We start from the raw sequence: 12,633 nt of genomic DNA, 5'->3' as shown, positions 1-12,633 counted from the left end.
ATTAACTCTTGGCTATTGGTATTTTATTGGTATTATCCGCCTGGAGGAGAAATCGCGTGAATTTCGTGCTCGGTATCGATGGCGGCGGCACCAGCTGCAGGGCCGCCCTGGCAACCGCGGATGGTGCCGTCATTGGCCGCGCCAAGAGCGGCGCCGCAAACATCCGCACCGATCTCACCGGCGCCCGGTCGAACATCGTCGAGGCGGCACGGCAGGCGTTCATTGCCGCCGGGCAGGATCCCGAGCAGATCCCGCAGACACCGGCCATTCTCGGCCTTGCCGGCGCCAATGTCGGCACCTACCGGCAGCAGCTCGAAGCGATCCTGCCGTTCAGCATCAGCCGCGTCGAGACCGACGCCGAGATCGCGCTGGAAGGTGCCGTCGGCTCCGGCGACGGCGCCATGGCCATCCTCGGCACCGGCACCGCCTATATGGCGCGCAAGAACGGCAAGTCGCGCGCCATCGGTGGCTGGGGCTTTCAGGTCGGCGACCAGGGCAGCGGCGCCCGCATCGGCCGCGACCTGCTCGAACAGACGCTGCTTGCCTATGACGGCGTCCGCGAAGGTTCGCCGCTGACGCACAGCATGCTGGCGGTGTTCCGCAACAATCCGCAGGACGTGGTCGAATTCACCACCAATGCCAAGCCCGGCGATTTTGGTGGGTTCGCGCCCAAGGTGTTCGAGCATGCCGAAAAGGGCGACAGCGTTGCCAACTGGATCCTGGACAGGGTGGTCGCCGATGTCGAAGCCGCACTCGGCGCGCTCGACCTTGCGGACGACGCGCCGCTGTGCCTGCTCGGCGGGCTGGCGCCGCTATACGCGCCGCGGCTGTCGGCCCGTTACCGGGCGCTGCTGAAGCCGCCGATCGGCGATGCATTGGGCGGCGCCGTGCAGATGGCGGCCCGGCTTTTCGCCGGGACAGCGGAGGCGGCTCGATGAACGATGCCGCCGACCAGATCTTCGCCATGCTGAAACAGTCGTCGCAAAGTGGTGCGCCACTTTATCTGCAACTCAGGAAAAGCATCGAGGACGCCGTCAATCGCGGCCTGATCGGACCGGGCGACGCACTGCCCTCGGAGCGCGACATCGCCAGCAAGGCCGACATTTCGCGCGTCACCGTGCGCAAGGCGGTGCAGGATTTGGTCAAGGGCGGCATCCTGGTGCAACGCCGTGGCTCCGGCACGTTCGTGGCGCCGCGCATGGAGCGCGTCGAGCAGTCGCTGTCGCGGCTGACCTCGTTTACCGAGGACATGGCGCGGCGCGGCATGGCGGTGCGTTCGGCCTGGCTCGACCGCGGCCTTTACGCGCCCTCGCCCGACGAGATGATGGTGCTCGGCCTGTCGTCGAACGAACTGGTGGCGCGGGTGGCGCGCCTGCGTATCGCCAACGACACGCCGCTGGCGATCGAACGCGCCTCGCTGTCGGCCAGCGTGCTGCCCGACCCGGCGGGAATAGGTTCCTCGCTCTATGCGGCGCTGGAATTGACCGGCAACCGGCCGGTGCGGGCGGTGCAGCGCATCTCCGCCGCCAACCTCGGCGACGGCGACGCGCGCCTGCTCGAGGTGCCGCCGGGCATTGCCGGCCTGCACATCGAACGCATTTCCTATCTGGCGAGCGGCAAGGTGATCGAATTCACCCGTTCCATCTACAGAGGCGACGCCTATGATTTCGTCGCCGAACTGCGGCTGACAGGGCCGAGCGAAGAGGGCCGACCATGACCACAGAGCCGACTGAGCCGACCAAGTCGACTGAAATGACCCATATGCGGCGCGAGATCGAGGAGATCCCGCTGGCCGTCGCCCGCCTGCTCGACGGCTCCGGCGCCGTCCTGACCGAGGCCGGGCGCGGCATCCGCGAACGCGACCCGCAATTTGTCGTCACCGTGGCGCGCGGTTCGTCCGACCATGCCGCCACCTTCATGAAATATGCCGTCGAGCTGACCGCGGGCCTTGCCGTCGCATCGGTCGGTCCGTCGATCGCCTCGATCTATGGAGCCGAGCTCAGGCTCGGCGGCTCGGCCTGCCTGGCGATCTCGCAGTCGGGCAAGAGCCCCGACATCGTCGCCATGGCCGAAACGGCGCGAGCCGGCGGCGCGCTGACCATCGCCATCACCAACACCGCCGATTCGCCGCTGGCGCGTGCCTCGGACTATGCGATCGATATCCTGGCCGGACCGGAGCGCAGCGTCGCGGCGACCAAGACCTTCATCAATTCCGCCGTCGCCGGTCTTGGCCTGATGGCGCATGCCACTGGAGACGAGGCGCTGCTGGCAGCGCTCTTCGAATTGCCCGAGCATTTCTGCAAGGCGATCGCCTGCGACTGGATGACGGTGCTGTCCGAAACGATCGAAAAGCAGAAGTCGCTGTTCATCCTCGGCCGCGGCCCGTCGGCGGCGATGGCCAACGAGGCGGCGCTGAAATTCAAGGAGACCTGCGGCATGCATGCCGAGGCCTATAGTGCGGCCGAAGTCATGCATGGCCCGCTGGCGCTGATCGGCCCGGACTTTCCGGTGCTGGCGCTGGCCGCGCGTGACGCATCGGAGCCCTCCGTCGCCGAAGCCGCCGACAGCTTGGCGGCCAAGGGCGCGCCGGTGTTCGTCACCTCCGCACTTGCCCAGCGTGCCGTGCGCCTGCCGCATGTCGCCACCGGCCATCCGCTGACCGATCCGCTGGCGCTGATCGTCTCCTTCTACATGTTCGTCGAGGCGTTTGCCCGCCATCGCGGCCTCGATCCGGACACGCCGCGCAATCTTCGCAAGGTGACGGAGACCGTATGAGCGACCGTTTTGCCCTGACTGGCGCCCGCATTTTCGACGGCGACGACTGGCACGCCGGCGCAGCACTCGTCGTGCGCGACGGCCTCGTCGAGGCCATCCTGCCCGCCGGCGCCATTGCCTCCGACCTCCGCGTCGTCGAGACCGGCGGCGGCATGCTGGCTCCCGGCTTCGTCGACCTGCAGGTCAATGGCGGCGGCGGCGTCATGCTCAACGACCACCCTGATGTCGCCTCGCTCGAAACCATCTGCCGGGCGCATGCGCCCTTCGGCACGACCGCGCTCTTGGTGACGCTGATCACCGATACGCCCGACATCACCGCCGCCGCCGTCGCCGCCGGCGAAGCCGCGACGCTGCGCAAGCTGCCGGGTTTCCTCGGCCTGCATCTCGAAGGCCCGCATCTGTCGATCGCCCGCAAGGGCGCGCATGATCCGGCGCTGATCCGGCCGATGCTGGACGCCGACCAGGTGAAGCTGATCGCGGCGCGGCAAAAACTGCCGGTTCTTTTGACCACCATCGCACCGGAATCCGTCGAACCGGCACGGGTCTCGGCGCTGACCAGGGCCGGCGTCATCGTCAGCCTCGGCCATTCCGACACCGGCTACGCCACGGCCAGCACCTTTGCCGCGGCCGGCGCCTCGATGGTCACGCATTTGTTCAACGCGATGAGCCAGATCGGCAACCGCGAGCCCGGGCTGGCTGGCGCCGCCATCGATATCGGCTCGCTGTCGGCCGGCCTCATCGCCGACGGCATCCATGTCGATCCCGCCACCATCAAGATCGCGCTGCGCGCCAAGCAGGGACCGGCCAAAATCGTGCTGGTCACCGACGCCATGGCGCCGATCGGCACCGACATGACCTCGTTCACGCTCAACGGCCGCACCATCTACCGCAGGGATGGCAGCCTGCGGCTTGCCGACGGGACGCTTGCCGGTGCCGATCTCGACATGATCTCGGCCGTTCGGTTCATCCACCGCGTCGTCGGGGTCGAGCTTTCCGAGGCCTTGCGCATGGCCTCGCTCTATCCCGCGCAAGCGATCGGCCAGTCGCACCGGCTCGGGCGCTTCGCCAACGGCACGGCAGCCGATATCGTTGCGCTGTCAGACGATCTCGACATCAAAGGCGTCTGGATCGGCGGCGACAAGGTTTTTGCAGGCTCCAACAGCGCTGGGTGATATCAGGCCATGCATGACATCGATTGCGTCATTGCAGGAGCAGGTGTCGTCGGGCTCGCCATCGCCAGGGCGCTCGCCCTGTCGGGCCGCGAGGCGCTGGTGGTCGAGCAGGCCGGCGCGATCGGCACCGGCACAAGTTCGCGCAATTCCGAAGTCATCCATGCAGGGCTCTACTACACGCCGGGCAGCCTGAAAGCCCAGCTCTGCGTCGAAGGGCGTGAGCGGCTCTATGCCTATTGCCGCGAGCGCAATGTTGCCCATGCGCGCACCGGCAAGCTAATCGTCGCCGTCGAACCGGGCCAGTTGGACAGGCTGGACGCGATCAGGGCCAACGCGCAGAGTTGCGGCGTTGGCGATCTCGAAATCTTGACGCAGGCACAAGCCGAGAGCCTCGAACCCGCGCTGGAATGTGCCGGCGCGTTGCTGTCGCCATCGACCGGCATCATCGACAGCCAGGCACTGATGCTGTCGCTGCGCGGCGATGCCGAGGCCGCCGGTGCATCCTTGGCATTGCTCACGTCCGTTACCGGAGCGGCGATCGAAGCCGATGGAATCCGGGTCGACACGCGCGATGCCGATGGGGGGGGCTTCGCCCTGAAGGCCGGCGCCTTCGTCAACGCCGCGGGCCTCGATGCGCAGGCTCTCGCTGGCCGTATCGAAGGTTTTCCGCAACACCTTGTTCCGCAGCGATGGCTGGCGCGCGGCAATTATTTTTCACTCTCGGGCCGGTCACCCTTCTCGCGGCTGATCTATCCGGTGCCGGTCAATGGTGGCCTCGGCGTCCATCTCACCCTCGATCTGGGCGGCAGCGCGCGTTTCGGCCCGGATGTCGAATGGATCGACAGCGTGGACTACACGGTCGATCCTACCCGTGGTGAGGCCTTCTACGGCGAGATCAGGCGCTATTGGCCCGATCTTGCCGACGGCGCCTTGCAGCCGGCCTATGCCGGCGTCCGGCCAAAACTGTCCGGCCCGGGTCAGCCGGCGGCCGACTTCACGATTCAGGGTCCAGCCGACCATGGCGCCGGGCCGATCGTCAATCTGTTCGGCATCGAGAGTCCCGGCCTGACGGCAAGCCTGGCGATCGCCGAGCATATTTGCGAGCTTTTGTACCCCGGCTGACGAGCTGCCTGCGCACGTCCAGCCTTAAGATGTGTAGAGACCCCTGTAGGTATCGCGCAGCAGGTTCTTCTGCACCTTGCCCATGGTGTTGCGAGGCAATTCGTCGACGAAGATCACCTGCTTCGGGTGCTTGTATTTTGCGACGCGTTCAGCGATGGCGCCGAGAATTTCGGCTCCGGTGATGTTCGAAGCCGGCGACCGCACGACGACAGCGGTGACGCCTTCGCCGAAATCGGGATGGGCAACGCCGATGACAGCGCTTTCGCTCACGCCGTCAAGCGCGTCGATCTCGCCTTCGAGCTCTTTCGGATAGATGTTGTAGCCGCCGGAAATGATCAGATCCTTGCCGCGGCCGACGATGTGGACGTAGCCGTCGGCGTCGACGATGCCGAGATCGCCGGTGATGAAGAAGCCGTCGGCGCGGAATTCCGCCTTGGTCTTTTCCGGCATGCGCCAATAGCCGCCGAAGACGTTCGGGCCCTTGACCTCGATCATGCCGACCTCGCCCTGAGCGAGCGGCCTGCCAGTGTCGGGATCGGCGATGCGAAGCGCCACACCCGGCAAGGGAAAACCGACCGTGCCGGCGCGCCGCTCGCCGTCATAGGGGTTCGAGGTGTTCATGTTGGTCTCGGTCATGCCGTAGCGTTCGAGGATCGCGTGGCCGGTTCGCTCACGCCAGGCCTTGTGCGTCTCGGCCAGCAGCGGCGCCGACCCGGAAATGAACAGGCGGATACTTTTCGCCGCCTGACGGTCCAGCCCGTCCTGCTGCAGCAGGCGCACGTAGAAGGTCGGTACGCCCATCAGAGCAGTGGCTCGCGGCAGCAGCGAGACGATGCGGGCCGGGTCGAATTTCTGCTCGAACAGCATCGAGGCGCCGGCCATCAGGACGACGTTGGTGGCAACGAACAGACCATGGGTGTGGAAGATCGGCAGCGCGTGGATCAACACGTCGTCGGCCGTGAAGTGCCAGTGGTCGACCAGCACCCGCGCGTTCAAAGCAAGGTTCTCGTGGCTGAGCATGGCGCCCTTCGAGCGGCCCGTCGTTCCCGAGGTGTAGAGGATCGCCGCGAGATCGTCCTTGGCCCGCACCACGTCGTGGAAGTCCGCCGGCAATCGCGAGGCCTGATCCGTCAGCGATCCCTCGCCATTGCGGCCGAGCGTGATGGTGACGGCGCCCGATTTTTCCGCCAGTGCGCCGATGTCGGCCGCCCTGGCCGGATCGCAGACGACTAGGCGTGGTGCTGCGTCGCCGAAGAAGTACTCCAGCTCGGCCAGTGTGTAGGCGGTGTTGAGCGGCAGGAAGACGGCGCCGGCACGCAGGCAGGCGAGATAGAGCAGGACAGCTTCGGGACTCTTCTCGACCTGCACGGCGACGCGATCGCCGGGCTCGACATCCAGTTGCAAGAGCGCATGAGCGAGCTGCGCCGACCGCGCCAGCATATCGCCATAGGTCAGCGAGCGGCCATCATCGGTTTCCATCAGCAGGCGATCGGGCGCCGGCATCCGGGAACGGAACGCGTCGAACAGATGGTTGCTCATGAAGTCTTCCCGGGGATAGTAGAGACGGCGGCGCCGGGCATGCTTTTCGAGCGGCATGCATGGGCGGCGAAGAGTTCGCGGTTCTTGGCCGCGCCGTCAAGACCCGCGGACAGGTGCTTGCCCATGGCGCCTATGGGTTGCCGCAGCCGATGCTATCGCCGGGCGCGTGCCGTCTTGCCGGCGACCGACTTCAGACTCTCACTTTGCCTGATGCGTTCCATGCACATGGCAGCGGTCAGCTGGTAGTGTTTGATCAGCGCTTCGACGGCGCCGTCGGCATTGCCGTCCAGCGCACATTCGGCGATCCGACGATGCTCGCCGAAATCGTCGCGCTGGGCGCTTTCGCTGTCACTCGCCATTTGCCGGTAGCGGTAGGCGTGATCGGAAAGCTGCTCGCAGAACCCCACCAGCCATTGCGACCGGCAGGCCGAAATCAGGACCCGATGGAAGATGCGGTGCAACTTCTCCCAATCCGGATTGAGCGACGAGAGATTCTGTGGCGAAAGACGTGATGCACGCCCTAGGCGATGCAGCGCCAGCACGAGTTGTTCTTCCCATTCGGCGGTGCGGTGGGCGATGGATTCGCGAAGCGCCCGCTCCTCGAGCCAGCAACGGGTGCGCGTCAGCTCTTCGAGCTCCGCCGCGCTGACCGGCATGATGAAGAAGCCGCGCTGGTCGTGCCGGCCAAGAAGCCCTTCCGAGGCAAGGCGATTGAGCGCCTCGCGGACAGGGGAAGCGCCGGCTCCATATTTGGAGACCACCCATTCGACCCGCAGCTTGCTCTCGGCTTCAAGAACTCCACCGAGAAGGTCATCCCGCAATTGGTGATAGACCGTGCTGGCAAGCGTGCTCTTGGGCCCTGCGCCGTCGTCGTTCAGATTGGCAGCTCCGTATGTCAAAGCGACTCCTTGTCCCCAAATTATGTTTGGGCAATTCGAGTCCGAAGCATCCCCCTTCGTACACGTACCATATCGCGTCTGGCCTCGGAGGCTCAAGCAGAAGATCACGCTATTGTACTTAAGCACGAAGAAATATACGGCATTTTGCCGTTCAGCGATGCAAATTCGCGTATTTCTACAACCTTCGGAAACTTAACATGTTTTGTATGCACGCAGCTTCATCTGTTTCTTGTGTGCACGCGCGATCGTCTTTTCTGCCGCGCGCAAAAGACGGACCGAATCAAGCCTCTCGTCCAGGCCCGATGCTTCGCGAATCAGACTCTGACGGACCCTGCCGGGCATGAGAGCCGTTGGCGGCCAATTGGAATTGAAGACAGGATGAACGCCGTGGACTAGCCAGCTGCCTTGTCGGCGGCCGTCCTGATCGCCTGGATGTTTTGCCGGTAAGCGTCGACACTGCCGCCCTTGAAGATCGCGGCGCCTGCCACCAGCACGTCGGCGCCTGCGGCAGTGACCAGCGGCGCGGTTTCGGCTGACACGCCGCCGTCGATCTCGATGCGGATCGGCCGGCTGCCGATCAGCGCCTTGACCCGCTTCACCTTGTCGACGATCGCCGGAATGAAGGCCTGACCGCCGAAGCCCGGATTAACGGTCATGATCAGGATCAGATCGAGCCGGTCGAGCACATATTCGACCGCACTTTCCGGTGTTGCCGGATTGAGCGACACGCCGGCCTTCTTGCCAAGGTTCCTGATGGTCTGCAGCGAGCGGTCGAGATGCGGCCCGGCCTCGGCATGCACCGTCATGCCGTCGCAGCCAGCGTCGGCGAAGGCGGCCAGATAGGGGTCGGCCGGCGCGATCATCAGATGGCAATCGAAGAAGGCCTTGGTGCGGTTGCGGATCGCCTTGATCACCGGCGGGCCAAAGGTGATGTTTGGGACGAAATGTCCGTCCATCACATCAAGATGGATCCAGTCGGCGCCGGCAGCCACCACCGCTTCGACTTCATCGCCGAGCCTGGAAAAATCCGATGCCAGCACCGAGGGTGCAATCAAGGTTTTTTTGCTCATGGGCAAGGCCTTTCCGAGCGCCCTTTTCATCCGGTCACTCAATCGACTGCCTAATGCGCCGCAGGTGACTTGTCGAGTGCACAGGCGGCTGGCTGCACAGGCTACGTGCCGCCCATGTCGGCTGCCGGTGCCCCCGGTCCAAACAAAACCCGCCGGATTGATCCGGCGGGTTTCTGGTTGTGTCGCGCAGACGGTTACGGCTTCAAGTTCTGGATGTTTCCAGCCGGATCGCCCTGCTGTTGCTGGTCAGTTTGCGTCCTGCGCCGCGGAAGCAGCTGCTGCAGGACGTTCGGGTTCAGCAGGCCTGGTTCCAATTGGCCACGGATCGGCCTGCAGTTTGGATAGCGCCCGATCGTGCCTTCCGGGCAGTGCCGCCTGATGATCGGCTGGCACTGACCATTGATCATCTGCGAGCCCGGTGCGCACTCCTCCACCTGTGGCCTGCGGCATGCGCCGTCGATCACCTCGGTCCCGCGCGGACAGACACACTCGCCGCGCTTGTTGTGGACCTGGCCGCGTATGTCGCACTGCTCCACCGGCGGCTGTTTGCGCCGGCAGGCATTGCCTTGCACCTCGGTACCCCTAGGGCAGACACAATTGCCGTTGGCGTCGTGGACCTGGCCACGGATGGTGCATTGCTCGGGCTGCGGCCGGATCGGTCGGCAGGCATTGGCCCGGACTTCCGTACCTTTCGGGCAGACACAATCACCATCGGCATTGTGGACCTGGCCACGGATGGTGCACTGCTCGGGCTGCGGCCGGATCGGACGGCAGGCATTGCCCCTGACTTCCGTACCCTTCGGGCAGACACAATCGCCATCGGCATTGTGGACCTCGCCACGGATGGTGCACTGCTCAGGCTTCGGCCGGATCGGACGGCAGGCATTGCCCCTGACTTCCGTACCCTTCGGGCAGACGCAATCGCCGTCCGAATTGTGGACCTGACCGCGGATCGTGCACTGCTCAGGCTTGTCGGTCTTGACGCACTTCCCGTTTTGAAGCCCGGTTCCGCGTGGGCAGACGCAACGTCCGTCCTGGGTGCGGATCTGGCCTTCGAGCAGCACGCAGGGCCGCGGCTTTGGCTCAACGATGACACCACCGTCGGGCGAGCACTGGCCGTTGCGGAAGGTGGTGCCTTGCGGGCAGACACATCTGCCGGCGTCGTTCATGACGAAACCTGGCGAGCACTCGTTCTTCACCTCATGCGTGATGGTGAAGGGATGGCACGCATAGGCCTTGCCGCGGTCGCCCTGGACATTGGCCTGGTCGCCGGGAAGCATGTCGCCGCCTTGCACCCGTGTGTCGGGAGACAGGACGCCGACGCAGTTCTGGCCGCTGACATTGCCCTGCAGATTGGCCAGGCGGCCGTCGTCGGGAATGACCACGGTGACTTGGTGCACCTGGCTCTCCCCGGCGCCGAGCGTCAGGTTGGCAATGCAGGACAGTGGCAAGGTCGCCGGTTCCGGCGAGCAGCCGAAAGGCGGATCGATCGAGGTGATCGCAACGCCGTCCAACCTGCCGAGACCTTCGACGCCGATCGCATCACCGATGCGAACCGGACCGGAGAAGGGGCTCGTCCCGTCATTCGTGATGGTGATCTCGAACGAGCAGGGCTGGCCGAGCTTGCATTCGCGGTCGCCGGTCTTTTCGACGCGGATGATCGAAGAGCCGCCGCCCTCGGCGCAGGCCTGGCCGATCGGATAGACGATGTCGTCGCCGGGGGCCGGACCATACGAACCCCGCGCGCAGTTCTCGAACTCGCCGTTCGCCGAAACCGTCACGTCGAAGTGGCGGCTGGTTCCAGGTGTCATGACGGCACCGGGAATCTGGCACGACAGCGTATTGGCTGGAACCGGTCCGCACGCCCATTCCGCGCCGTCGGGGGTGACGGTCTGGATCTGGACGGGCGCGCCGCCCGCCACCAGCGTGGCGGCGTCGTTGACCCGCACCGGTCCGGTGGGGGCGGCGGTGCCGGCATTGACGACGGTGATGCGGCAAGAGACGACCGCGGCACCGGCCAGCGAGCCATTGCACACCTTGGTGATTCGCAAGGCGGGCTTGCCGCCATTGGGGTGACGAATGCGTTCCTTGGCGCAGGCCTTGTTGTTGGTGAGGTCGGTTTCACCAGGGATGGCCTTCACCTCGGCGCAGTTCTCCACCGTATCGGACTGATAGCCGGCCGGCATGACCGCCTTGACGAAGATCGGTGTCGAGGCGCCCGGTGCGAGCGAGATGCCCGCATTGTCGCAGCGGAACTGGCCGGGGCCGGTCGGGCCGCATGTCCATGGCGGGGTCGGGCCGAAGGTCGAGGAGGCAGGCGCGCCGCCCGGATAGCTGTCGATCACCGTCAGCGGCCCATTGTAGGTGAAGGTGCCGTTGTTGATGATATCGATCACGAAGGTGCAGATGCCGTCGGCCGTGCAGACCTCGGTGCGGGCACGCTTCTTGAGGATCAGATCGACCTTCTTTTCGACCGGTGGCTGGCAGTCGCGATCTCGATCGCCACGCCGGCAGATCGGGATCGAGGCACAGCCGCGATCGTTCGACTGGCTGCCGAACAGCGGCTTGCCGCTGGCCGCATAATTGTAGGTGGCGCAGTTGCGCAGCACGCTGCCTTGCCAGCCGCCAGCCGGCTTGAAGCCGAGCTTGAGGTCGACGAAGGCTCCCGGATTGAGCGTGGTCACCGGATAGGTGCACGTCATCGGGGTGGTGCCGGGTACGCAGACCCAGGGCGGATTGGGCCCTGAATCGAGCGTCGAGCCGGCCGGCAGCGTCACCTCGTCGAGCACGATCTTGCCGTGATAGGCACCGGTGCCGACATTGGTGACCCTGATGGTGAAGTCGCAGCCGCCGCCCATCGTGCAACGCTGGACTTCGGCGCGCTTTTCAACCTTGAGGTCCGGTTCCTTGTCCTTGGGCGGGCATCTCTGGTCGCGCGGGATGACGATGTCGATGGTCTGCGTGCAGCACAGGCCCCAGCCTTCCTCCGGGCCGGCATAGGTTTCGATGCCGGTGACGATGAGGTGGATGACATCGCCGGGTGACGCGCCAACGATCTTCCAGTTGAGCACGCCGCCGCCCGCTGGCACCAACTGGGTGTCGGGGATGATGGTGATGCCGGGTGTCGTCGTCGACACCTGCACCCATTTGCCGCCCATCTCCGGGCCGACCGGCATGTGGTAGATGAAGGCGCCGCCACCGGGCTCGCAATCAACCGTGCCGCGCTCCACCTTGAAGCATTCCTTGCCGGGAGGCGGCGGTCGCGGATTGCACTTGGTGACATCGATCTTGATCGAGGTCTTTTCGCCGGTCTTGAAGTCGCCGTCGTCGGGCTTGCTCGGATCCTGCGACGGGATGATGATCCCCGTGCCGGCTTCCGGCGTCACCTTGATCATGCCCTGGTTGTCGACGATGGTCGGCGAAGGAAACGCCGCATGGTCGATCTTGGCCGTGATCTGGAAGGTGATGACGCGCTCGTTGGGAGCGCCGACGCCGTCGAGATCGGAGGCGGAAATCCGGAAATCGGAAACCGTCGCCGTGTCGTTGGGATTTGCCGATGTGCTGATCGTTGCACCCGGCAGTGGACCGCCGGCCGCATCCGTGCCGTCGCCGGACACATTGACGTTGACGATCTCAAGGCCGTGCGGAAGCTGGTCCTTGAAGTCGAGCCGGGCCTTTTTCAGTCTGGCCGCGAAGCCAGGATCGGCAAAACCCTGCGGGTCGCCGCGCAGGCCGAAGCTCAGGGAATAGACGACATAGTCGCAGCCTCTCTGGGTCCCCTTCTTGGTGAAGAAAGGCACGACCCGGCCCGGTTCCGGATTGATGACGCGCGGATTGTCGAGGTCGAGTCTGGGCTCCGTAATGACGGTGTAGACCTCTTCGGCGAAGCCTTGCACCGGGGTCAGGGTGGCGAACGCGATACCGGCCGCCATCAGCCAGCGCGCGCCGCGCCTGGCGAGTGACAGGGGTTTCATGATCGTCTCCAAGACGGTTGGCTGCTTTGACTGGTTGCTCGTTGCGAGCGGGGAAAGTGCGAGATTTTTCATCTTCCCCTCC

At 65.1% G+C, this 12,633-nt stretch carries 9 protein-coding genes; 5 read left to right on the top strand and 4 right to left on the bottom strand.

Annotation, left to right across the window (positions count from 1 at the left end; genetic code table 11):
• The first annotated feature begins 56 nt into the window (after positions 1–56).
• From AC1D2G_RS03225 to AC1D2G_RS03205, 5 genes are read left to right on the top strand one after another with little or no spacing between them, the layout of a single operon-like run.
• On the top strand, positions 57–938 hold the full coding sequence (locus tag AC1D2G_RS03225) for a glucosamine kinase nucleotide-binding domain-containing protein (RefSeq protein WP_477411974.1): 882 nt from the start codon (positions 57–59) through the stop codon (positions 936–938).
• Positions 935–1,717 carry a GntR family transcriptional regulator gene (locus AC1D2G_RS03220; protein ID WP_477411972.1) on the top strand — a complete coding sequence of 261 codons (783 nt, stop codon included), beginning with the start codon at positions 935–937 and terminating at the stop codon, positions 1,715–1,717. The genes AC1D2G_RS03225 and AC1D2G_RS03220 overlap by 4 nt, the downstream gene beginning before the upstream one ends.
• The gene (locus AC1D2G_RS03215; RefSeq protein ID WP_477411970.1) at positions 1,714–2,775 is read left to right on the top strand and encodes an SIS domain-containing protein; all 1,062 of its coding nucleotides are present in this window, start codon (positions 1,714–1,716) and stop codon (positions 2,773–2,775) included. Before AC1D2G_RS03220 ends, AC1D2G_RS03215 begins: the two co-directional genes overlap by 4 nt.
• A complete protein-coding gene (nagA, locus tag AC1D2G_RS03210; RefSeq protein ID WP_477411968.1) occupies positions 2,772–3,947 on the top strand; it encodes an N-acetylglucosamine-6-phosphate deacetylase in 1,176 nt (391 codons plus the stop codon). Before AC1D2G_RS03215 ends, nagA begins: the two co-directional genes overlap by 4 nt.
• A gap of 9 nt (positions 3,948–3,956) precedes the next feature.
• Positions 3,957–5,069: an NAD(P)/FAD-dependent oxidoreductase gene (locus tag AC1D2G_RS03205; protein ID WP_477411966.1), complete on the top strand. Its 1,113-nt coding sequence runs from the start codon at positions 3,957–3,959 to the stop codon at positions 5,067–5,069.
• A gap of 24 nt (positions 5,070–5,093) precedes the next feature.
• On the opposite strand, the gene AC1D2G_RS03200 is transcribed toward AC1D2G_RS03205, so the two are convergent.
• From AC1D2G_RS03200 to AC1D2G_RS03185, 4 genes are all read right to left on the bottom strand, one after another.
• Positions 5,094–6,608: a malonate--CoA ligase gene (locus tag AC1D2G_RS03200; protein ID WP_477411964.1), complete on the bottom strand. Its 1,515-nt coding sequence runs from the start codon at positions 6,606–6,608 to the stop codon at positions 5,094–5,096.
• A gap of 152 nt (positions 6,609–6,760) precedes the next feature.
• Positions 6,761–7,507 carry a GntR family transcriptional regulator gene (locus AC1D2G_RS03195; RefSeq protein ID WP_477411962.1) on the bottom strand — a complete coding sequence of 249 codons (747 nt, stop codon included), beginning with the start codon at positions 7,505–7,507 and terminating at the stop codon, positions 6,761–6,763.
• A 392-nt stretch (positions 7,508–7,899) separates the two neighbouring features.
• Complete coding sequence (gene rpe, locus AC1D2G_RS03190; RefSeq protein ID WP_477302855.1) at positions 7,900–8,577, bottom strand: ribulose-phosphate 3-epimerase; 678 nt, start codon at positions 8,575–8,577, stop codon at positions 7,900–7,902.
• Positions 8,578–8,771: 194 nt separating this feature from the next.
• Complete coding sequence (locus tag AC1D2G_RS03185; RefSeq protein WP_477411960.1) at positions 8,772–12,623, bottom strand: DUF7929 domain-containing protein; 3,852 nt, start codon at positions 12,621–12,623, stop codon at positions 8,772–8,774.
• Positions 12,624–12,633 lie beyond the last annotated feature (10 nt).

The organism is Mesorhizobium sp. P2_C7 (assembly GCF_056404515.1).
The sequence above is the reverse complement of the archived record's forward strand: the minus strand, read 5'-3'. Positions and strand labels throughout refer to the sequence as shown.